Origin of the sequence: Streptomyces sp. SID3343 (genome assembly GCF_009865215.1) — a bacterium.
Lineage (GTDB): Bacteria > Actinomycetota > Actinomycetes > Streptomycetales > Streptomycetaceae > Embleya.
This window is the reverse complement of sequence record NZ_WWJX01001551.1, coordinates 1-21,262: the sequence shown is the minus strand read 5'-3', so window position 1 is coordinate 21,262 and position 21,262 is coordinate 1. Positions and strand designations below refer to the sequence as shown.

Sequence of the window (21,262 nt, the reverse complement as noted above, 5' to 3'; positions counted from 1 at the left end):
GCGCCCCGAGGCGGCGACCTCGCCCACGGTGTGTCCACCGATGTCGCGTCGGCCGCGGCGCGCATCCTCGCGAGCGGCGTGACCCACCCGATCGCCTTCGGCCCGGCGCCTCGTCCGCGCTCCGCGCCGTCCGCGCCCCGCAGGCCCTTGATCCGGTTGTCGCCACCCACCTAGCATGCGAGCACGCGTGACACCTACCGACCGGTAGGAATGTCCGATTCGGCTCGATCCACCGCGATATCGCAGGGGGCACACCATGAGGGACCGGCACCTCGAACCCGAGCACATCGCCTTCCGCGACACCGCTCGCGAGTTCTTCCAGCGCGAGGTCGTACCGTTTCACGACCAGTGGGAGAAGGACGGCATCGTCGACCGCTCGGTCTGGCTCAAGGCCGGCAAGCAGGGTCTGCTCGGCATCGACGTGGACGAGCGGCACGGCGGCGGCGGGGTCTCGGACTTTCGCTATCTCGCGATCCTGTCCGAGGAACTGATCCGAGTGGCCGCCTCCGGCGTGGGGTTCGGCCTGCACAACGAGGTCGTCGCGCCCTACCTCAACGACCTCGCGACCGACGAACAAAAGCAGCGCTGGCTGCCCGGCTTCTGCACGGGTGAACTGATCACCGCCATCGCGATGACCGAACCCGGCGCGGGCAGCGACCTCCAGGGCGTGCGCACCACCGCGATCCGCGACGGCGACCACTACGTGCTCAACGGCGCCAAGACCTTCATCACCAACGGCATCAACGCCGACCTGGTGATCGTGGTCGCCAAGACCGACCCCGCGGCCAAGGGCAGCAAGGGCATCAGCCTGATCGTGGTCGAGCGCGGCATGCCGGGCTTCGAACGTGGCCGCAACCTCGACAAGGTCGGGATGAAGGCGCAGGACACCGCCGAACTGTTCTTCGCGGACGTGCGAGTGCCCGCGAACAACCTCCTGGGTGAGGAGAACCGCGGCTTCTACCACCTGATGAACAACCTGCCGCAGGAGCGGCTGGGCATCGCGTGCGGGGCGGTCGCGGGCGCCGAGACGGTGTTCGCGCACACCATCGAATACGTCAAGAGCCGTACCGCGTTCGGCCGCACGATCGGTTCGTTCCAGAACACCAGGTTCGAACTGGCCGAGATGGACACCGAGTTGGACATCGCACGCACCTACGTCGACGACTGCATCATGAAGCACATCGCGGGCGAACTCGACGCGGTGCAGGCGTCCAAGGCCAAGTGGTGGACCACCGATCTGCAACAGCGGGTCGTGAACCGCTGCCTGCAGTTGCACGGCGGCTACGGCTACATGCTCGAATACCCGGTCGCCAAGGCGTTCGTCGACACACGGGTGCAATCGATCTACGGGGGAACGAACGAGATCATGAAGGAAATCATCGGCCGCTCGCTCGGGATCTGATCATGACGGACACTCGAACGGCTCGGGCCCTGCACCCGGAAGCGATCACCGCGTGGCTCGCGGAGCGCGTGCCGGTGCTCCCGCCGCTGGACTTCGAACTCGTGCTCGGCGGGCGCTCGAACCTCACCTACGTCGTCTCCGACGCCGACGCGCACCGGTGGGTGCTACGCCGACCGCCCCTCGGGCGCGTGCTCGCGACGGCGCACGACATGGGGCGCGAGCATCGGATTCTGGCCGCGCTCGGCGCGGGGCGCACGAACGTTCCGGTCCCGCCGCTGGTCGGGTTCTGCCCCGACGAGGATGTCAACGGCGCTCCGTTCTACGTCATGGACTTCGTCGACGGGCACGTCGTACGCACCGCCGAGGACGCGACCGAGATGCTGACCCCCCAGGCCCGACGGCACGCGGGCGAGCAACTCGCGGACGTGCTCGCGGCGATCCACGCGGTCGACGTGGACGCGGTGGGACTGGGTGAACTGGGCCGTCGCGAGGACTACATCGGCCGCCAGTTGCGGCGCTGGCATCGGCAGTGGGAGGCCACCCGAGTGCCCGGCGTCGAGGTGATCGACGACGTGCACGACGCGCTCGCGGCGTCGATCCCGACGCAGCAGGGCGCGACGATCGTGCACGGCGACTTCCGCCTCGACAACGTCATCCTGGGCCCGGACGGCACCGTACGCGCGGTCCTGGACTGGGAGTTGTGCACGCTCGGCGACCCGCTCGCCGACGTTGGCACCACGCTCATGTACTGGGTCGAGCGCGGCGAGGACGGTGGTCTGCTGCCGGCCGACGGCACCGCGAGTGAAGGGTTCGTCGACCGGGCCGCGTTCGCCGCGCGCTACGCCGCCGCGACCGGTCGGGACCTGTCGCACATCCGCTGGTACCAGGCGTTCGCGTGCTGGCGGCTTGCGTGCATCCTCGCCGGCGTGCTCGACCGGTTCACCGCGGGCGCGATGGGCGACCAGGACACCGGCGGCCGGTTCACCGGTGAGGGCCTGCTCGCCCTCGCGGAGCGCGCGCGGGAGATCCTGCGCAGTCCGTGACCGCCGTCCGGGTGGCCTTCGCGTGAACAGGTGAGCACGCGGCACCCGGGTGGTATGGGGCCCTCCACATCCGGTGTCGGTACCGGGTCGGTGACGAGGAGGGCCTCATGGTCGACGACGAGCCCAAGGGCGTGGTGGTCGGCCTGGACGGATCCGATCCCGCGCGACGCGCCCTGGACTGGGCGATGACCGAGGCCGAACTGCGCGAACTGCCGCTCTACGTGGTCACCGCGCAGCCCTCCGCGCCCGGCTACGCGGTGCTCACTCCGGTGCCGACCTACCAGGAGGACCTGGAGCGCACGTTGACGGAACTGCGCATCCGGACCGAGACGATCGTCGCCGAGGTCGGCGGCGCGCGAGATCGACCGTTCGAGGGACATGCGGTGGTCCAGGTGTTCGCCGGCACCGCGACCGAGGTGTTGCTCGGCATGTCGGAGCGGCACGAGATGGTGGTCGTGGGCTCACGCGGGTCCGGCGGTTTCTCGCGCCTGCTGCTGGGTTCGGTCAGCACGGCGGTCGTCCATCACGCGGCGTGCCCCGTGTTGGTCGTGCGGAGTTGACGTTCGCGGGTCGCGGGTGGGATCAGCTCAAGAACAGCGAGTCCAACTCGTCCTGCGTGAACGGCTTCCCGGGCAGCGGGGAGGAATGTCCCGCGTGCAGGCCGTCCAGCAGTATCTCCAGATAGCGACCGGCGATGGTCAACCGCTGCGGATGCGGCAGACCCGACGGCGGCAGCAGGCACGACATCATCAACGAGATGTCGGCATCGGACACATCGGCCCGGAGAAGTCCGCCGGCCTTGGCCCGATCGACCAACACCCCTACGGCTTCGTTGAGTTCGGCACGCGAGGAGCTCATCTCCTCGGTCACCGGCACCCGGCCGCTCAACGCCGGGAACAGTCTCCCGGCACCCGAGCCGACCGCGCGGCGTAAGTAGCGGGCGAGCGCGGACCACGCGTCGGGCTCCTCGTCGAGTGCGTTGATCGCCTCCACCGTGAGGCGGTTGGTCTCGGTGATCATGATGCGCTGGACGAGCGCCTCCTTGCCGGTGAAGCGGCGGTAGATCGTGCCGACCCCCACCCCGGCTCGCCGGGCTATCTCCTCCATCGGGGCGTCGTAGCCGAGTTCGCCGAACACCTCGCGCGCCGCGCGCAGCACCTGCTCCAGGTTGCGGCGAGCGTCGGTGCGCAACTGCGGAGAAGGATCGGCTTGCCTGCTGCGCTGCGGCTTTCGAGCCGGTGGAATCGTCGTCGTGTGCCGACTCCCGACGATGTCGCCGCCGGTGTCCTGTGTCTTGGTGGTACGCGTACGCGAAGCGCCGCTCATAGCGTCTCCCCCGAAAGGCAAGTGTGTCGTTCCCCCACCTGACCCCGCTTTGCCCAGGGCGTCGAGACTACCTGAACAGACCCCGCCCAAGAAGCGGAATCCGACAGCACGGTTGTGAAGATATCGCTGACCGCTGACGTCTCGTCACCACCCGTGCCGGGCGCGAAAACCGTTTGATCGTCTGTATGCGGGGCTTCGAAAGGGGCAGAGTGGGACGCATGACGACCTCGACTCGGCCCGAGCGCATCCTGATCGTCGGCGGCGGCTACGTCGGCCTGTACACGGCCCTTCGGCTGCAACGGAAACTCAAGGCGGGCGAGGCGACGGTCACCGTCGTCGAACCGCAGTCGTACATGACCTACCAGCCGTTCCTCCCCGAGGCCGCGGCCGGCGCCATCTCCCCGCGCCACGTCGTGGTGCCGCTGCGCGCGGTGCTGCCCAAGTGCCGCGTCGTCACGGGCACGGTCGAACACATCGCCCACGGCAAGAAGACCGCGACGATCGAGCCGATCGGCGGCGAGTGCTACGACATGGCGTACGACCTGCTCGTGGTCGCGCCCGGATCGATCGCTCGCACACTGCCCATTCCCGGCCTCGCCGAGTGGGGCATCGGCTTCAAGACCGTCGAAGAGGCCATCGCGCTGCGCAACCACGTGCTCGAACAGATGGACATCGCGTCGTCGACGAGGGACCCCTCGATTCGCGACCACGCACTGACGTTCGTGTTCGTGGGCGGTGGCTACGCCGGCGTCGAGGCGCTCGCCGAGTTGGAGGACATGGCGCGCTACGCCTGCCGCTACTACCACAACATCACTCCTGCGGACATGCGCTGGATCCTGGTCGAGGCGAGCCCGCGGATCCTGCCCGAGGTCGGCGAGGACATGGGCCGCTACACGGTCGCCGAACTGCGTCGGCGGGGCATCGACGTCCGGTTGAACACGCGCCTGGAGTCGGCGAGGGACCGGCACGTGGTGCTGTCGGACGGCACCGAGGTGGACGCGAGCACGCTGGTGTGGACCGCGGGTGTCAAACCGAGCCCGATGCTCATCGGCACCGACCTGCCGCTGGACGACAAGGGCCGACTCAAAGGCCGGGCGACGCTGGAGGTCGACGGCGCGCCGGGGGCGTGGACCGCGGGCGACTGCGCGGCGATTCCGGACCTGACCAAGCCGGACGGCGAGTTCACCGGCCCCAGCGCCCAGCACGCGGTGCGTCAGGCGCGCGTGTTGGCGGACAACATCCTGGCCTCGCTGCGCGGACAGGCGCAGCAGGAGTACCGCCACAAGTACGTGGGTTCGGTCGCCTCGCTCGGCCTGCACAAGGGTGTCGCCCAGGTGTACGGGATCAAGACCAAGGGCTTTCCGGCCTGGTTCATGCACCGCACGTATCACCTGAGCCGGGTGCCGACCGTGAACCGCAAGATGCGCATCATGGCCGAGTGGACCCTCGCGTTGATGTTCCGGCGCGAGATCGTCTCGCTGGGCTCGATCGAACACCCGCGCGCGGAATTCGAGTACGCCACCCGGGGGGAGCGCAAGCCTTCTCGCTAGGGCGCCGCCGGGAGTTCGCCCGCGGCGCGGGAGGCCGCGCGGAGGACGTGCGGAGGCCGTCCGGGAGACTCGTGGGGGTTTACGCGGGTGCCTGTGCCGGCCGGTGGGGCTCGCTCGCCGCCGGAGGGCTCGTAAGCTGCCGGGATGTTCGAGGGAGGAGTGTGCCGCGATCGGGTCACGTACATTGCGACAACACACGGCTTCGGGTCCCCCGAACGGGGGCCCGGTCGTGGGACGTGATTCCCTCACGGCCGACTTTCGCCCACACTGGTGATGTCACCTGCGGTAAACATCCAAGCGCTTAGCGTGAAAAGAACTCCCCAGGAAGCGAGCGGTTGAACATCACCCGGTGGGGCGCCCGGCTGGCCGGTGACCGGCGACGCACGGTGCCGGCGGCACGCAGCCAGGAACCGAACGACACCTTCCCGTTGCGGGACGTGCTGGCCCACGCGCCGGCGCTGATCGCGGTCACCCGGGGATCGAACCACGAGCTGTGTTACGTCAACGACGCCTACCGGGCGGTGTTCGGCGCGCGCAAGGCGGGCGTCCCGGCCCGTGACGCGCTGCCCGAACTCGCCGAGCACGGACTGCTCACGCTGATGGACAAGGTCTATCGGACGGGCCGCGGGCGCACCGTGCGTGCGCGTCGCGTCGACCATCGCGGCGAGACCTATCCCGGCATGCCCGACAGCGAACGCAAGCACGGCTACTACACCTTCGTCTGCACACCCGTGCGGCCGGAGGCGGCCGGTCGCGGTGGGGACACCCGCGGGGTGCTCGTGTTCGCGGTCGACGTCACGGACCAGGTGCAGGCCACCGACCGGCTGCGGGAGAGCGAGCGCCGGCACCGACAGGCGGCCGTCACGCTGCAACGCAGTCTGCTGCCCCAGCGGTTGGAGAACCCCGACGACCTGATCGTCGCGGCGAAGTACCTGCCGGGCGGCACGGACGCGGCCGTGGGCGGCGACTGGTACGACGTGATCACCCTCGGCGCGGGCCGCACCGCGTTGGTGATCGGCGACGTGATGGGGCGCGGCGTGCGGGCCGCGGCGGTGATGGGCCAGCTGCGCACGGCGGTACGGGCGTACGCGCGGTTGGATCTGCCGCCGCACGAGATCCTGCAACTGCTCGACGAGACCGCGATGGAGATCGACGCGACGCAGATCGCGACGTGCGCCTACGCGGTCTACGACCCGGGCGAGGGCGTCCTGACCTACTCGACGGCCGGCCACCTGCCGCCGCTCGTGCGCGACGGCGACGACGTGATCCACAAGCTGGACGACGCGAACGGACCGCCGCTGGGCACGGGCGGCAACTGGCCGCACACGTCCGGCCGGATCACGCTCGACCCGGGGTCGACGGTGGTGCTGTACACGGACGGTTTGGTCGAGCGCCGGGGCGAGGACCTCGACGAGGGCATCGACACGCTGGGCAGCGCGCTGCTCGCGTCGGTCGGCGAGCCGGAGGCGGTCCGCGATCACCTGATCGCGCACATGCAACTGCCCGAGGAACACGACGACGACATGGCGATGCTGGTGCTGCAACTGCCGCGACGCGAGGGCGCGCAGGCCCGGCTGTTTCGCACCGCCTCGCTCGATCTGCTGGGCGGCAGCGAGGTCGCGGCCCGGGGGCGGGCCTTCACCTCGGGAGTCCTGGCGAGCTGGCAGGTCGGCGAGGAACTGCGCGAGCTGGGCGTCCTGGCCGTGAGCGAGTTCGTGGCCAACGCGCTCACCCACGGCGCGGCGCCGATGCGGCTGCGCCTGCGACGGACCGACAAGCGGCTGATCGTGGAGGTGTCCGACGCCGACGACCACGTCCCGCGTCGGCGACGGGCCGCGGCCGACGACGAGAGCGGCCGCGGAGTGGCGATCGTCGCCACCATCGCCAAGTCGTGGGGCAGCCGCCTCACGGACGAGGGCAAGACGGTGTGGTGCGAATTCCCGTTGGGTTGACCGGGGGAGCGTGATCGGGTCCGGAGGACCCGGACACGCTCACCCGTCGGCCGTGGGATCGGCCCCGGCGAACCGGTCGCGACGGGCGGTGCGGGTGAGGGGCGACCCCACCCGACCGACCGTCGACCTCAACCCGACGACCTCAGCCCACCGGCACCGGCGTGGCCGAAGCCACGTCCGAAGGCCGAGTCGCGGGCGCGACCGCGCCGCCACCCGAGGCCACCGCGGTGGACGAGACCGCGGCCACTCCGTTCTGGGTCGGGTTCAAGGTGTGCCGCATCCGCAGCCCCAACACCGTGATCAACACCGAGCACGCCATCAGGATCGCCAGATACGGGCCGTACAGACCGGCCCCCACCATGACGCCCGCGAACGCCGGCCCCGCCGCCATCGCGAGCTGCTTCACCAGCGACTGCGCGGCGTTGTACTGCCCCAGCTGATGGGAGGGCGCGAGGTCGGCGACCATCGGCCCCAGCGTCGGGGCCAACAACGACTCGCCCACGCCGAGGAGCATGTAGGTCGTGATGATCGTGACCGCCGCCGCGACCGCGTTCGAGTGCACCAGGCCGGTGAACGCCGTGACGATCCACGCGAGCAGCCAGACCACACCCGTCGCCGCGATCACCGTGCTGCGGCGACGCCGCTGGGTGATCCGCAGGACGGTGAGCTGACCGAGCACGATCACCGCCGTGTTGGCCGCGAGCGCGAAGCCCAGCATGCTCGGCGAGATGTGACCGACCTCGGTCGCGAACGCGGCGAGGCCCGACTCGAACTGGCCGTAGCACGTGAAGAAGATGACCGCGCTGACCACGCAGAGCTTGACCATCGCCCGGTTCGCGAGCACGTGCCGAAAGCCCGATCCGGGGGTGGCCCCGACCGGCGCCGCAGCGACCGCGGGCAGCCGTACCGTGCCGCAGATCGCGCCCAGGACCAGGAACATCGCGGTTTCCATCGAGAACAGCAGGGTGAAACTCGCCGGCCGCGACGGGTCGACGATCAGACCGCCGATCAGACCGCCGATGCCGAGCCCGAGGTTGTTGAAGGTGAACTGGAGCGCGAACGCGCGGGCGCGGTTCATCGCCGTCGTACACCGCACGATCATCGTCGCGAGTGCCGGCTGGATCGCGGCCACACCGGCACCGAGCAGCGCGGCCCCGAGCATGACGAGTGCCTCGTCGACCGCCAGGCCCAGGGTCGACGCGCCGGCCGCCGCCACGACGGAGCCGACCGCGACCACCGGGCGCGGACCGCGCCGGTCGATCGCGGGGCCGACCATCGGGAGGGCGCACAGGGCGGCTATCGCGAGCACGCTGAACATCAGGCCGGCCTGACCGGCCGACATGTCTCGCACCCGCGTCACGTATACGAACAGGAACGGCACCGTGAAACCGCTGCCGAACGCGCTGAGCGCGTTACCGAGCTGAATCCGACGCAGAGCGCCTTGAGTAGCCACCACACACCTCCCGACTGCCGATTGCGCGGGCCGGTGATTCCGGGGCCGCGGGGGTCGGTCTTCGGGCCGAGGGCTCGGAGGTCGGAAGGCATGCCTGTGCAGCCGAGCCGATCCCGCGGACACGCGGGCGTGCCCGGGTCCGGCGAGGAGGCTCGCCTGTACGTGCGTCGAGGCTTGCGCGCCGGGGGCAGCCGGGGGATGAGCCCGGGCCCACGCCGGCGTCGCAGCCGTACCTGGTCCGATGAATCCGAGTCCTCAAACCTGAAGACTTCAGACCTAAACTATACGGATCCATAGCGTTGGCGTCCAATGCCTTCACGCGAAGGTGCGATACTTCCCGGCATGACAGAGGGGGCCGAGCCGTCGACGACGGACGAAGGCGACATCGAGGAATACATCGCCGTCTTCCAGCGCGAGTTTCCCGAGGTCGATCCGCAGGTCGAGACGATTGTGGCGGCACTGTCCAAGCTCAACCGTCGGATGAACGTGGCGTACGGCCGCCAACTCACCGCACTCGGCATCACCAACGCCGAGTGGGAGGTGCTCAAGGCCCTGGTTCTGGTCGGCCGCCCGTATCGGCTCAGTCCCGGTGACCTCGCCCGCCGGCTGGGATTGACTCCCGCCGCGATGACCCACCGCCTCGACCGCATGGTCGCCGAGGATCTGGTCACCCGAACGAGAGACGAGCACAACCGGGTCCGAGTGATCGTCGAACTGACGTCCGCCGGTCGGGACATGTGGCTGCGGGTGGTCCGCGAGGCCGCGGTGTTCGAGGCCGGCCTCCTGCAGGACCTGGGGCCCGCCGAGCGCCAAGCGCTCGCGGCCGGATTGCGTGGCATGCTCGCGCGCGTCGAGGAGTCCCAGCCGGACGCCGGCGGCCGGCTCGACGCACAATGACCGCACACCCGCCCGGACGCTGATCCGGCACCGGGCGGTCGACGCGCGCGACAGGCGCGTGCGGGGTACGCCGGCCGGGCCCGGTACGGGCGCCCGCCGCGCGACCCCTCGGAGCGGGTCCTGCGGTCCGACGCGCTACGGCAGGTAGTCGTCGTTGCGCCGCTTGCGGGTGATCACCGGTTCCAGCAGCCACACCCACCCGATCAGCACCGCGAGTGGGATCGCGACGGACAACGACCAGGCCCGGCCGAACAGGTAGTCCACGACGAGCATCACCGCCGACGTCATGGCGACCGACAGGGCCGCGGCCCCGGCTATCCCGTAGCGGTTCGAACGGTGGAGCAGCACGTCCTTGGCGCCGCCGCGAAACAGCATGCGGTGCTGCACGGCGGGTGCGATGAAGAACACCGAGGACAGCAGCGTCGATATCAGCGCGACCAGGAAGACGTCCCGCTGGAATTCCGTGACCTTGGCGAAGCCTTGCGCGAACGGCACCGTCAGCAGGAACGCGAACATGAACTGCACGCCCGGGATCGCGACGCGCAGCCCCTGCATGAGCTCGTTGAGCTCACGGTCCAGTCTCTGCTTCGGGGTTTCGTCCATGACCCGCTGCTGCCCCGGAAGAATCGTTTCTCACCTGGTTGGAGCACGGGCTCGGACGACGAGGCGTAACATCCCCTCACTCGACCCGTGGGGGGATCATGCACCACCGCATCGCCGTCGTCGGCGCCGCACTCTCGGCCGTCGTCGCGCTCGCCGGATGTTCCGGGGATCGCGACGGCGGCGTCAAGACCCAACCCAAGGCGCAGGTCGTCACGACCACGCCGCTCGCCGAGGACAAGTCGACGCCCGCCCCGACCGGGAACGAGCAGGCGTCGCACCCCGCGTCGACCAAGCCGGCGCCGACCAAGCCCGCGCCGCCCGCACCCGCCAAGGTGGGGGACACGATCGCGCTTCAGGACCGCGACGGCAGCGCGGTGGAGGTGACCGTCGTCCAGGTCGTCGACCCGGCGACCAGCGCGAACCAGTTCGGCAAGCCCAAGGAGGGCAACCGTTGGATCGCCATCCAATGGCGAGTGACGAACAAGGGCAGCAAGGTCGTGGATCGTACGCCGAACTTCGGTTCGAACGTGATCGACGAGCAGGGACAGCAGTTCGGCACCACCTACGGGGAGACGACCGCAGGGCCCGCGTTCGCGTCCTCGGTACAGATCCCCGCCGGATCCAGTCGGTTGGGCTTCGTCACCTACGAGGTGCCCGAGGCGTCGAAGATCGTCGACATCCAGTTCGGATTCTCCGGTGCCGACAGCGACCAGGTCGGCCAATGGCGGGCCTGAGCCGGTAGCTCGACCGCAACCACGCCGAACGGCCCCCATGATCGGGGCCGTTCGGCATTCCGGGCTCACCCGCCCGCCCCCAGGGGATGTGCTCCCGAGGGGGTGAACCTCCCGAACCCGCCTTGCCGCGCCCTCGCTTCGACTAGCGTCCCCTCCCGAAGGGAAGGTGCGCATGAGTGTGACCGAAGAGGTGCCCGACGACGCCGCGTACGCACCGTTCGATCCGACCGCGCTGCCCGCCACCGGCGGTTACTACAAGAAGTTGCCGCCCACCTCGTGCGGCTACGAGACGGCGCCGTTGCCGGTCGAGGCCGTGGACGGACACCCCGTGGTGTGCAAGAACCGAGCGTGCGCGTACTACCGCAAGTCCGACAAGGTCGAGTACAAGTCCGGCCCGCGCGCGTACCGCTGCGAGGAGTGCATGACCTGGACCGACTGACGCCGCAACCGGCCTTGCGCCCGGGGGCCGGCGGTCGCCATGGGCAATTCCGTTGGCATCAACGGCGATCGACGCTTCACCAGACCATCGCTGTGGGCCGGCTGGGCCGCAAGCCCTGACGTCGATGGCGCCGACCTCGACCGCGGCGCCCCAAAGCGCCGGCGAGCGCAACGCCCGCACCCGCCCGCCGAGTTGGTGGGCCGGGCCGATTGCCGGGAAGCCGTGCGGCCACGCGGCGGCCGTGCCCGGCCACGATCGGGAGCCGCTCCTCGATGGGGACCGGCACGCGCATCATTCCCCGTCGGGGAGCGACTGATTCCGTTTCTCGGCCACCGATTTGCGTCGCCCGGCCGCGGCTCGCCGCGCCGCGGTCCAGCGCAGCCACCACCGGAACACCAGACCCGCGACAATCAGCAGCAGCAGGACCAGCAGACCGAAGGTGACCCAGAACACGGTGGCCGAAGGCAACTGGTTCGGCGGCGTGTTCGGCCACGCCTTCGCCACGTCGCCGGGCGACGCCAGGAGCGAGCGCATCGCCAACGCCGAACTCCGGTAGGTGACCCGGTCGGGGATGTCCTTGCCGGACGCCACCGCCGCGATCTCGGTCGCCAGCCAGAACACCGTGGTGCCGGCGAGCAGCAGTGCCAGGCCCGCGATCAGCAGCCCGTCCGGGACGCCCCGGTTGGGCACCCGGCCGGGAGTGGGCAGGCGAGGCACCGGCGCGGACATCGACGGCCTCGCCTACGCGGCCGGGTCGTCGGCCAACGCCGCCTCGGCGCGCACCCGTTCCTCCACCGCGTCCTCGGTCATCGCGCGGTCGGTGTAGACCATCGGCCGCTCGGTGTCGGTGATCAGGTGCTTGACCACCTGGACGTTGCCGTTGACGTCCCACACCGCGATGCCGGGGGTCAGGGTCGGGATGATCTCGACGGCCCACCTCGGCAGGCCGAGCACCTTTCCGGTCGCTCTCGCCTCGTCGGCCTTTTGCATGTAGACGGTTCTCGTCGACGCCATCTTCAGGATCGCCGACGCCTCCTTGGCCGCCGCGCCGTCGACCACGTCGGACAGGTGGTGCACGACCGCGACGAACGACAGGCCCAGGCGGCGGCCGAACTTGAGCAGACGCTGGAACAGCTGGGCGACGAAGGGGCTGTTGATGATGTGCCACGCCTCTTCGACCAGGAAGATGCGCTTGACCCGGTCGGGCCGGATCCAGGTGTGTTCCAGCCACACGCCCACGATCGCCATCAGGATCGGCATCGCGATCGAGTTCCGGTCGATGTGCGACAGGTCGAAGATGATCAGCGGCGAGTCGAGGTCGATGCCGTCCGTGGTCGGCCCCTCGAACATGCCCCGCAGGTCGCCGTCGGTGAGCCGGTCGAGCACGAGCGCCACGTCCAGACCCCAGACCCGGACGTCCTTGACGTCCAGGCTGAGCAGCTCGCACGACTCCGGGGTGGGGTTGCGCAGCGCCTCGACGATGTCGGGGAGGATGGGCTGGCGGCCGTGCACGGTCCGCATGACGTGTGTGTGCGCGGCCTTGAGCGCGTATCCCGCGCGCTCTTGGAGGGTATGGCCCATCGCGACCTCGATGATCGTCCGCAGCAGCGCCAGCTGCCCGGTGACCGCGATGGCCGGGTCCAGCGGGTTCAGCCGGACCGCCTCGCCGGAGAAGTCGTTCGGGTCGAGCCGGACCGGCTTGACGCCCAGCGCCTCGGCGATCAGGTTCCACTCGCCGACCCCGTCCTCGCCCTGCGCGTCGAGCACGACCACCTGACGGTCGCGAAAGCGCAGTTGGCGCAGGACGTAGGTCTTCTCCAGCGCCGACTTTCCGTTGCCCGACTCGCCGAGCACGAGCCAGTGCGGCGCGGGCAACTGCTGGCCGTACAACTGGAACGGGTCGTAGATGTAGCCCTTGCCCGAGTACACCTCGCGCCCGATGATCACCCCCGAGTCGCCGAGCCCGGGCGCGGCCGTCGGCAGGTACACCGCCTGGGCCTGTCCGGTGGACGTACGCACCGGCAGCCGCTGGGTCTCGTTGCGACCGAAGATGATCCCGGAGAAGCCCTGGGTCAACCCGGACATCAACCCTGCCATGACGTCACCCCTTCCACCCGACGGACGCCGCCCGGACGCGAGCCGGGCGCGCTCACTTGCGGATCCCGGTCGCGAACGGGAGCGTGTTCACGAATGCGCGGTGCTGCTCGCGGTCGCACCACTCCAGCTTGAGGAAGCACTTGCCCGCGGAGGCGCGGATCGTGCGCTTGTCGCGCGCGAGTTGGTCGGGATTGCGCGAGGAAACCGTGATGTAGCCGACGATGTTGACGCCCGCCGCACCCCCCGCGAGGTCCTCGCCGCGCTGGTCGACGCGGCCGGTGTGGGCCATGTCGCGCGGGTCGACCACGCGATTCATCTTGGCCGCGCGCGCCGCGTCGGCGTCGTCGTTGGTCTTCTCGGTGAGCATCCGCTCGATCGCGACGTCGGTGGGCTCCAGGTCCATCGTGACGGCGACCGTACGGATCACGTCGGGAGTGTGCACGAGCAGCGGCGCGAGGAAGTTCACCCCCACCGGGGTCAGCGGCCACTCCTTGATCCACGCGGTCGCGTGGCACCACGGCTCGGCCGAGTCCGACTCGCGGGTCTTGGCCTCCAGGTAGTTCTGGTGCGTCGCGTCCAACTCGGCCGGCCACGCGTAGCGCGCCTGCATGCCCTCGAACGCGTCGATCTGGTGTTCGGGGTCGTACATCGAGTGGATCAGCGACGCGAGCCTGGGCTCGTTCAGCGGCTGCCGCACCCGGATGTCGGCCTCGGTCAACCGCGCGCACACATCGGTGAGTTCGCGTGCCATCACGATGCCGATGCCCTTGTCGCCCTTGCCCATCACGTTGGCCTCGGCGGCCAGGTCACGGGTGTAGTGCATGCACGCGATCAGATACGCCCGGTGCTGCTCCGACGACGTCGACACCATCGACTGGAGTTGCTCGTAGGAGTCCTGCACCCACAGCGGTGCCTTGTGATCGCCGCGCCTGGCCACATCCTTGGCGTGCGCGTCCGGGTCGGCCGGCAGCGTCCGGGCGAGGATCTGCAGCCGGGTGACGAATCCGTCCCCGTTGGCCACGTGCTTGAGCAGCGTGCCGAACCGCTCGACCAGGGCCTCCTGGTCCTCCGAGTCGCGCAGCCCCACACCGGGGCCCTCGATCTCGATCGCGGCGGTGACCGTGCGCCGCTCCAGGTGCATCATCACGGTGAGGTCGTCGGGCCCGAACGGCACGCTCGCCCACGTGACCCGCCCGACCCCGGGCGGCGAGCCCACCGCGACGCCCTGACCGGTCAGTTTGGTGCCCGCCTCGACGACCGCCGAGCGATACTTGGCGCCGCGCTTGAGAGTGCGCTTGTAGGTGCGGTTGATCTCCCACCACCGGTAGAACGTCCGCCGCTTGTAGGGCATGTACACCGCGGCGAACGCGAGCAGCGGGAAGCCGACCAGGCCCACGATGCGCACCACCAGGATCGGCACCACCAGGCCCCAGAGCAGGGCGAGCCCACCGGCCGCGATGATCAGGAAGATCTCGCCCGGTTCGCGGTTCTTGCCGATGACCGCCGTGGGTTTGGCCTTGCCGATGAGGAAGGTCCGGCGCCGGGCGACCGGTTGCGTCGTCATTACTCTTTACCGTTCCTCGCGTGAGGCGTGCTTGCGGGGTTGGCCGGGGGAGGCGGAGCCGGTGCCTGCGCGCCGCCCGAGCCCCCGCCCCTGGAGCCGTGGGCCGCAATGCCCGACGATACGGCGTTCGCGGTCACCGGGGCAGAGCCCGAGCCGCTCGACCCGCGCGAGGCGTGCGCCTGGATCCCCTGCTTCATGTACGTGGCCGGGCCGTTGACCATCGAGGCCGGGCCCGCCGACTGCATCGCCTTGCGGCTGCTGTGCAGGGAAGCCATGTCGTCACCGAAGTTCGGCACGAACCGGTAGATCAGCACACTGGCGAAGATGGACAGGAACAGGATCGCGAGGCCGGACAGGACCGAGGAGAACGCGTCCTGACTGCCGCCGGTGGCGGTGACCGCCGTGGCGAGGCCGAGCACGATCACGATCACCGGCTTGGCGAGCAGCACCGCGATCATGATCCCGGCCCACCGCCGCACGTGATGCCACATGGCCTTGTCCACCAGGCCCGAGTAGACGGCCGTGCCCATGATCGCGCCGACGTACAACATCGCCGCGCGCACCAGGAGTTCGACCCACAACACCGCCGCCGCCGCCATCGAGAGCAACGAGACGAAGATGAGCATGACCGGCCCGCCGCCGAGATCGCTCGCCGGATCCAGAGCCTTGGAGAACCCGCCGAGGAACTTGTTCGTGTCCTGTTGGGTGCCGGTCGCGATCGCCGCGGTGATCGCGTCGGTCATCGAGACGGCCAGGAACAGGACCAGCGGGGTGAACGCCGACGCGACCACCGCGAGCCACAGGTAGCCCACGGCCTCGCTGATCGCGGTGCCGATCGGCACGCCGCGCACCGCGCGCTTGGCGACGGCGAGTATCCACAGGATGAGGGTGAGGAACGTCGACGCGGCGAAGACGACCGCGTACTGGCGCAGGAAGCCCGGGTTGGTGAAATCGACCTGGGTCGTGTCGTTGACGGCGCCGGCGAGCTTGTCGATGATCCAGGTCGCGGCCTCGGCGCAGCCCTTGGCGATCGAGCCGAGCGGGTCGGTGACCGTCTGCAGCGGGCCGGTCCCGGGTGTCGAGGGGCCGCCGTTGTTGCAGATGTCCTTGGCCGAGCCGACCAGCAGGTCGCACTCGGGTTTGTTCGCGGGCGCGGCCGGAGGGGTCGCGCCGGGCGGCGTCGGCGAGGGGGAGGGAGCGGCGACGACCTGCGTGGCGGTGAGAACCCCGACCGTTTGCAGGGTCGTCAGCACCCCGCCGACGGTGAGGAGACGGTTGCGGAGGCTGCGGCGTTCTCCGTCAGCGTGCATAGCGCAATTCCCCGAACTCCCCGTCGGCCTTGGCGATGTCTGCGGCACCGGAGGGGACTTGCAGTCCGGACACCGGTGTCGGCCCCTCCTTTTGGCTGAACTCGACCATTTTCCAGTCGCCGTTCACCCAGTTGAGCCGCATCGTGGTGGTGTTCCACGCTTCGCTCACCGGTTTGACCGAGCCCCCACCCGCGAGACCGACGACACCGACGCTCCACACTTCCACGGTTGCGGAAGTGGCGGTATGCGCAGTGGACTTGGTGCCCATCGGAACGGCACGGCACACGAACGTGAGCCCTTTTGGCGCAGTTCCGTCGGCTTGAAGGCCGAACGTCGACGTCTGCGAACGGAAGACCTGGTCGGCGCGCGCGAGCAGACCGTCACGGACGGTGGGGTCGGTGATGGCACCGATGATCGCGGCGCGCGGCGCGGCCTGGAACATCCGGTAGGAGCCGTAGGCGACCACGAAGTTCGCCGCGGCCGACTGGGCGCCCTCTCCGGTCTGCGGATAGCCGACGGGCACACCGGCGTCGACCCGCTCCGGCACCCGGGCCGAGGACAGGGGCGGCGCGGCCGGCGAAGTCTCCGTCGATTGCGACGAGTTGCCCGTCGCCTTCGAGTCGTCGTCCTTGCCGTCGTCGGAGCGATCGGCCGCGAACAACAGGGACCCGATGACCACGGCGACGACGACCACGACGCCTATCGCGGAAAGTACGGGATTGCGTCGTTGCTCCGGACCCTCGGGCGATGCCGTGGGTCTGGGCAGCCGGGTGCGCGTGACCGGTTCCTCGTCGCTCATGGCCTGTCCCCCCTCACCGCGGCAGGCCGGACGATGCGTGCGACCTGCGCGCACCACACAGTCCCCGAGGACCGAGCGCCTTCGGGGTCGGTTGCAGCCGAGATGATCTTCCCAGACGAGAAGTCATTCCCGTGGCACCGCGCTGTTGCGTGAACACAGGCTCGATTGTCCGGTAAAGGAACCGGAATTTCTGCTCTGCCCCGAATGCGGAACGGGGCATTCCGTTTTGGGGGCGCACGGCGCACCGGAGTGCGCCGCGCCCAAGTGAAAACACCACGGGATTCGCCACCTTGGGGACAGCAGGGCGCGAACCGGTCTAGATCGCCATTCCGTACACGATCGTGAACAGCGTCCCGAGCGATCCGATGATGAACACGCCGGTCAGGCCGGCGATGATGAGGCCCTTGCCCTGCTCCGCGCTGAAGGTGTCGCGCATCGCGGTCGCTCCGATGCGCTGCTTCGCCGCGCCCCAGATGGCGAGCGCCAGGCACAGCAGCAGCGCCACGGCCATGATCACCTCGACCATGATCCGGGCCTCTCCGCCCAGCCTTGCGAACGGGCCCCAGTCTGGAGCTATCCCGCCGATGATCGTATTGATGTCGCCACTGCCTTGGCCAAGAAACACGTTGTTCACCGCCCCCGAGGTCGGGCTTTTCGTGGCCTCCTGTCGCATTCGACAAGAGGAGTGTGTCGTTCGTTTATTGTGCTGTGGGGAAGCCGATCGGGCTACCACCTCGGCAAGTGTGTCTGATCACTGTGTGTATCACGGGTGATTGCGCTGAGCAATCACGGCGCGCACAATGACTGCGAGTGTCCGTTGTGGCCGGACCCGGCCGCGGAGAATCGGGGGTGCCTGCGGTGGGCAAAGCCTGGGTGGCCGGGGGTATCGCGTTGGCGGTCCCCTTCGGTCTGGTCGGAATTCTCACGGTCGGCGTCGGCGCGATGCAGTCCGCGTCCGGGAGTTCGCCCGGCGGCTTCTCCTCGATGGGGCTCGCCCCGGGGACCGTGCCAGGGCAGTTCCAAGCGGCCATCGACAAGTGGGGCCGGCTGTGCCCGGAGATCTCGCCGGCGTTGCTCGCGGCGCAGCTGTACCAGGAGAGCGGGTTCGACCCCTCTGCGGTGAGCCCCATCGGTGCGCAGGGCATCGCGCAGTTCATGCCCGGCACGTGGCCCGAGTGGGCCACCGACGGCGACGGCGACGGCAAGACGAGCCCGTGGGATCCGGACGACGCGATTCCCGCCGCCGCCCGCTACGACTGCTCGCTCGCCAAGTACGTCGCGTCCGTTCCCGGCGACCACACGAACAACATGCTCGCCGCCTACAACGCGGGCGCGTATCGGGTCATGCAGTACAAGGGCATTCCGCCGTACACCGAGACACAGAACTACGTGCGCAACATCCGTTCGCTGGAACGCAGTTTCGGCATGGTCACCACCCAACTGCCGCCGATGGCGCTCGCGGCCGGCGCGGTGAACTGGGCGCAGACCAAGCTCGGCACGCCCTACCTGTGGGGCGGTGAGGGCAGCGCGGCCGACGGTGGTCGCTTCGACTGCTCCGGGCTCACCCAGGCCGCCTACGAGACGGTGGGCATCACCCTGCCGCGCGTGGCCAACGACCAGTGGAACGCCGGCCCGCACCCGTCGCGCGACCAACTCCTCCCGGGTGACCTGGTGTTCTTCGCGACCGACCTGAGCGACCCACGCAGCATCCACCACGTGGGGATGTACGTGGGCAACGGCCAGATGCTCCACGCGCCCTACACCGGCACGGTGATCAAGTTCGGCCCGATGGACCGCCCCGACTACATCGGCGCGACCCGGGTCACCCCCGAGGGCGCCCAGTCGCTGCCGGACCGCTCGCCGACCTCCAAGGGCAACGACTCGGGCGCGGGTTCGCCGGCCGCCGACCCCGAGGGAACGGCCAAGCCGGCCGCGTGAGGCGTGCGGCCGGCTCTCGGCCGCGCGTGTGCGAGGGCTCGACCCGCGACGCGGGTGACGACGCGATCGTCACCCGCGGGCGTTCGCGCGTCGCAGGGGTGCCCGAAGCCGCCCACGTCGCGGCCCACGTACGGTGGAGAGCCGCCGCCCGTGTGTCCCGAAAGAGGTCGTGCCCGACATGTCCAGGCCCCCCGGGACCGGGAGATTCACCGCCGTGACGCTCGTCGTCGCCATCGCGTTCACCTACGCGGTGGTGCGACTGACCGGACCGTACGGCTCACCGCCGCGCCACGACCCGTTCGCGGCCGTGCCGTTGTCGGCCCTCGCGCCGCAGACGAGCCCGACGGGCGGCGCGGTGATGCAGATCGTGGCGCACCAGGACGACGACCTGTACTTCATGAACCCCGATCTCGAACAGGCGATCCGCGGCGGCGCGGATTCGGTGACGGTCTTCCTCACCGCGGGGGAGGCCGACGGGCGCAACGGCTTCGGCGGGCACCCGGATCCGCAGTCCTACGCCGAGGCACGCGACAACGGTTCACGGGGCGCGTACGCCTTGATGGCGGTCGGCGATCGGGCGGCGCCGTGGGACCGGCGCAGCGTCCTGCTGCGCGACGGCGCGCACGCCGAGGTGGACTTCCTGCGGTCCGCGCCCCACGTCAAGCTCGTGTTCCTCAACACCCGCAAGGAGAAGGGCATCGGCGCGCACGGCCGGCTGCGGACCCTGTGGAGCGGGCGCGAGCGGGAACTGGACACCCTCGTCCCCGACACGAGCCCGGCCGGCGGCCCGTACGCGTACACCCGCGAGGGCCTGATCGAGTCGCTCGTGGACCTGCTCGGGACCTACCGACCGACCGTCGTGCGCACGCTCGACCCGGATCCCGACCGGCAGACGCACGACAAGGCGCATCCTCGACACTCGGACGCCAAGGATCTGTCGGACCATCAGGACCACATCGCCGCAGCGCAGTTCGCGTGGGAGGCGCTGCGCCGACACAACGCGGGAGCGGAGCAGGCCCGGCCCGTCGCGGTGCCGTATCGCGGCTACTACAACGAGCGTTGGCCGCACAACCTGGCGCCCGCCGCGCTGGAGCGCAAGGCCGAGATCCTCCACGTCTACGGCTGGGCGGACCGGGTCCCGTACTGCCCGGGCACCGCCGGCTGCGGTGATCTGAAGGTCGCGGGCAACGCGCTGCGCGGCAACTGGCCGCAGAGCACGACGTATCGATACCCGTACGGCGGACCGCAGTTCGCTTCCGGGCCCGACGGACGGGCGGACGTGTGGCTGGTGAGCGGGGGCAAGGTCGCCCGATGGACCGACGCGGCCGTCGGCGGTGATCCGCAGCTGTCGCCCGGACCCACCGAGGGCATCCTCGCGCCGGGTCTGTCGCCGGTCCGCACGGCGGACGGCCGTACCCGGGTGTTCGCGCTTCGCCTCGGGGGCGGTGGCAAGGGCGAGCGACCGCGCCGCGACGTGGTGACCGCGACCGAGACGACACCCGGTGGGCGACTCGGCCCCTGGACGAGCCTGGGCAACCCCTCTCGCGGCTCCGAACGCGGGTTGGGCACCCCGGTGGCCCGCGCCGACGGCACGGGCCGCCTGCACCTGTTCGTGCGTGATCGGGACAAGGGCGTGCGTACTCGCGTGCTGCCCGCCGGCTCCGACACGTGGTCCGGGTGGACGGATCTGGGCGGCGCCGACGTGGTCGAGGGCCTCACCGCGACGACCCGACCGGACGGCCGGATCACTTTGTTCGCGACCGCCCGCGACGGCATTCGGCAATGGGACCAGATCGGCGAACGGATGGGGCCGGCCCGCACGATCGCGGCCGACCATCCGACGGGTGCGCCGGCGGCGGTGTCGGACGGCGCGGGCCGGATCGAGGTGCTCTACCGGCGAGCGGGCACCCCCGAGATCGCGAGCCTCGTCGAGTGGGCGCCCGGGGCATGGGCACCGGGCGTCGTACGGACGGCCGGCAACGGCTACGAGCCGCTGTCGACGCGCGCGGCGGCCGACGGTCCGACGCTTGTGGCCACCCGCGACGCGGCGGGACGGCCCGTCGTACTGCGCGGCGACGCCCCCGCGAGCCTGCTCGCCGACACGCCGGCCGCGATCGGCCCGACCCTGGGCACCGACCGCGCGGGCCGCTCGGTG

The 21,262-nt window shown here is 70.0% G+C and carries 19 protein-coding genes; 10 read left to right on the top strand and 9 right to left on the bottom strand.

Going from position 1 to position 21,262, the window contains the following annotated elements; genetic code table 11:
- Positions 1-256 precede the first annotated feature (256 nt).
- The 3 genes from GT354_RS49250 (at position 257) to GT354_RS49240 (ending at position 3,005) form a co-directional block, all read left to right on the top strand.
- Positions 257-1,402: an acyl-CoA dehydrogenase family protein gene (locus tag GT354_RS49250; protein ID WP_161364689.1), complete on the top strand. Its 1,146-nt coding sequence runs from the start codon at positions 257-259 to the stop codon at positions 1,400-1,402.
- A 2-nt stretch (positions 1,403-1,404) separates the two neighbouring features.
- A complete protein-coding gene (locus tag GT354_RS49245; protein ID WP_161364687.1) occupies positions 1,405-2,445 on the top strand; it encodes a phosphotransferase family protein in 1,041 nt (346 codons plus the stop codon).
- Between the two features lie 107 nt (positions 2,446-2,552).
- Positions 2,553-3,005 (top strand): universal stress protein, encoded by a 453-nt coding sequence (locus GT354_RS49240; RefSeq protein ID WP_161364685.1) that lies wholly within the window; start codon positions 2,553-2,555, stop codon positions 3,003-3,005.
- 22 nt (positions 3,006-3,027) lie between these two features.
- On the opposite strand, the gene GT354_RS49235 is transcribed toward GT354_RS49240, so the two are convergent.
- Positions 3,028-3,771, bottom strand: coding sequence for a TetR/AcrR family transcriptional regulator (locus tag GT354_RS49235; protein ID WP_161364683.1), 744 nt, complete (start codon positions 3,769-3,771; stop codon positions 3,028-3,030).
- Positions 3,772-3,989: 218 nt separating this feature from the next.
- Here GT354_RS49235 and GT354_RS49230 point away from each other — a divergent pair, with 218 nt between their 5' ends.
- Positions 3,990-5,321: an NAD(P)/FAD-dependent oxidoreductase gene (locus GT354_RS49230; RefSeq protein WP_161364681.1), complete on the top strand. Its 1,332-nt coding sequence runs from the start codon at positions 3,990-3,992 to the stop codon at positions 5,319-5,321.
- Between the two features lie 335 nt (positions 5,322-5,656).
- Complete coding sequence (locus GT354_RS49225; protein ID WP_161364679.1) at positions 5,657-7,273, top strand: SpoIIE family protein phosphatase; 1,617 nt, start codon at positions 5,657-5,659, stop codon at positions 7,271-7,273.
- A 142-nt stretch (positions 7,274-7,415) separates the two neighbouring features.
- On the opposite strand, the gene GT354_RS49220 is transcribed toward GT354_RS49225, so the two are convergent.
- Complete coding sequence (locus GT354_RS49220) at positions 7,416-8,726, bottom strand: MFS transporter (RefSeq protein ID WP_346012522.1); 1,311 nt, start codon at positions 8,724-8,726, stop codon at positions 7,416-7,418.
- Positions 8,727-9,068: 342 nt separating this feature from the next.
- Between GT354_RS49220 and GT354_RS49215 the strand changes: the two genes are divergently transcribed.
- Positions 9,069-9,623, top strand: coding sequence for a MarR family transcriptional regulator (locus GT354_RS49215; protein ID WP_161364675.1), 555 nt, complete (start codon positions 9,069-9,071; stop codon positions 9,621-9,623).
- A 135-nt stretch (positions 9,624-9,758) separates the two neighbouring features.
- Here GT354_RS49215 and GT354_RS49210 read toward each other — a convergent pair whose 3' ends face one another.
- Positions 9,759-10,226 (bottom strand): DUF6328 family protein, encoded by a 468-nt coding sequence (locus tag GT354_RS49210; protein WP_161364673.1) that lies wholly within the window; start codon positions 10,224-10,226, stop codon positions 9,759-9,761.
- Positions 10,227-10,324: 98 nt separating this feature from the next.
- Between GT354_RS49210 and GT354_RS49205 the strand changes: the two genes are divergently transcribed.
- Both GT354_RS49205 and GT354_RS49200 read left to right on the top strand, forming a co-directional pair.
- A complete protein-coding gene (locus tag GT354_RS49205; protein WP_161364671.1) occupies positions 10,325-10,960 on the top strand; it encodes a DUF4352 domain-containing protein in 636 nt (211 codons plus the stop codon).
- 172 nt (positions 10,961-11,132) lie between these two features.
- Positions 11,133-11,399, top strand: a complete 267-nt coding sequence (locus GT354_RS49200; RefSeq protein WP_161364669.1) for a hypothetical protein — start codon at positions 11,133-11,135, stop codon at positions 11,397-11,399.
- Positions 11,400-11,690: 291 nt separating this feature from the next.
- On the opposite strand, the gene GT354_RS49195 is transcribed toward GT354_RS49200, so the two are convergent.
- The 6 genes from GT354_RS49195 to GT354_RS49170 all read right to left on the bottom strand — a co-directional run bounded on the left by GT354_RS49195 (position 11,691) and on the right by GT354_RS49170 (position 17,794).
- On the bottom strand, positions 11,691-12,128 hold the full coding sequence (locus GT354_RS49195; protein WP_161364667.1) for a hypothetical protein: 438 nt from the start codon (positions 12,126-12,128) through the stop codon (positions 11,691-11,693).
- 12 nt (positions 12,129-12,140) lie between these two features.
- Positions 12,141-13,496 (bottom strand): ATP-binding protein, encoded by a 1,356-nt coding sequence (locus tag GT354_RS49190; protein ID WP_161364665.1) that lies wholly within the window; start codon positions 13,494-13,496, stop codon positions 12,141-12,143.
- Positions 13,497-13,548: 52 nt separating this feature from the next.
- Positions 13,549-15,060: an SCO6880 family protein gene (locus tag GT354_RS49185; protein ID WP_161364662.1), complete on the bottom strand. Its 1,512-nt coding sequence runs from the start codon at positions 15,058-15,060 to the stop codon at positions 13,549-13,551.
- Positions 15,060-16,370, bottom strand: coding sequence for a hypothetical protein (locus tag GT354_RS49180; protein WP_161364660.1), 1,311 nt, complete (start codon positions 16,368-16,370; stop codon positions 15,060-15,062). The genes GT354_RS49185 and GT354_RS49180 overlap by 1 nt, the downstream gene beginning before the upstream one ends.
- Positions 16,360-17,169: a hypothetical protein gene (locus GT354_RS49175; protein WP_161364657.1), complete on the bottom strand. Its 810-nt coding sequence runs from the start codon at positions 17,167-17,169 to the stop codon at positions 16,360-16,362. Before GT354_RS49175 ends, GT354_RS49180 begins: the two co-directional genes overlap by 11 nt.
- Positions 17,170-17,485: 316 nt before the next feature.
- On the bottom strand, positions 17,486-17,794 hold the full coding sequence (locus GT354_RS49170; protein ID WP_161364694.1) for a hypothetical protein: 309 nt from the start codon (positions 17,792-17,794) through the stop codon (positions 17,486-17,488).
- A gap of 233 nt (positions 17,795-18,027) precedes the next feature.
- Here GT354_RS49170 and GT354_RS49165 point away from each other — a divergent pair, with 233 nt between their 5' ends.
- Both GT354_RS49165 and GT354_RS49160 read left to right on the top strand, forming a co-directional pair.
- The gene (locus tag GT354_RS49165) at positions 18,028-19,107 is read left to right on the top strand and encodes a bifunctional lytic transglycosylase/C40 family peptidase (RefSeq protein WP_346012521.1); all 1,080 of its coding nucleotides are present in this window, start codon (positions 18,028-18,030) and stop codon (positions 19,105-19,107) included.
- 214 nt (positions 19,108-19,321) lie between these two features.
- Positions 19,322-21,262, top strand: a 1,941-nt coding sequence (locus GT354_RS49160) for a PIG-L family deacetylase (RefSeq protein ID WP_161364654.1), incomplete at its 3' end; no start/stop codon positions are given.

Bases quoted from the DNA above. Each gene is read 5' to 3' on its own strand.
- GT354_RS49180 (WP_161364660.1), bottom strand. From the start codon at position 16,370: ATGCACGCTGACGGAGAACGCCGCAGCCTCCGCAACCGTCTCCTCACC.
- GT354_RS49200 (WP_161364669.1), top strand. From the start codon at position 11,133: ATGAGTGTGACCGAAGAGGTGCCCGACGACGCCGCGTACGCACCGTTC.
- GT354_RS49195 (WP_161364667.1), bottom strand. From the start codon at position 12,128: ATGTCCGCGCCGGTGCCTCGCCTGCCCACTCCCGGCCGGGTGCCCAAC.
- GT354_RS49250 (WP_161364689.1), top strand. From the start codon at position 257: ATGAGGGACCGGCACCTCGAACCCGAGCACATCGCCTTCCGCGACACC.
- GT354_RS49245 (WP_161364687.1), top strand. From the start codon at position 1,405: ATGACGGACACTCGAACGGCTCGGGCCCTGCACCCGGAAGCGATCACC.
- GT354_RS49235 (WP_161364683.1), bottom strand. From the start codon at position 3,771: ATGAGCGGCGCTTCGCGTACGCGTACCACCAAGACACAGGACACCGGC.
- GT354_RS49205 (WP_161364671.1), top strand. From the start codon at position 10,325: ATGCACCACCGCATCGCCGTCGTCGGCGCCGCACTCTCGGCCGTCGTC.
- GT354_RS49240 (WP_161364685.1), top strand. From the start codon at position 2,553: ATGGTCGACGACGAGCCCAAGGGCGTGGTGGTCGGCCTGGACGGATCC.
- GT354_RS49190 (WP_161364665.1), bottom strand. From the start codon at position 13,496: ATGGCAGGGTTGATGTCCGGGTTGACCCAGGGCTTCTCCGGGATCATC.
- GT354_RS49215 (WP_161364675.1), top strand. From the start codon at position 9,069: ATGACAGAGGGGGCCGAGCCGTCGACGACGGACGAAGGCGACATCGAG.
- GT354_RS49185 (WP_161364662.1), bottom strand. From the start codon at position 15,060: ATGACGACGCAACCGGTCGCCCGGCGCCGGACCTTCCTCATCGGCAAG.
- GT354_RS49175 (WP_161364657.1), bottom strand. From the start codon at position 17,169: ATGAGCGACGAGGAACCGGTCACGCGCACCCGGCTGCCCAGACCCACG.
- GT354_RS49210 (WP_161364673.1), bottom strand. From the start codon at position 10,226: ATGGACGAAACCCCGAAGCAGAGACTGGACCGTGAGCTCAACGAGCTC.
- GT354_RS49230 (WP_161364681.1), top strand. From the start codon at position 3,990: ATGACGACCTCGACTCGGCCCGAGCGCATCCTGATCGTCGGCGGCGGC.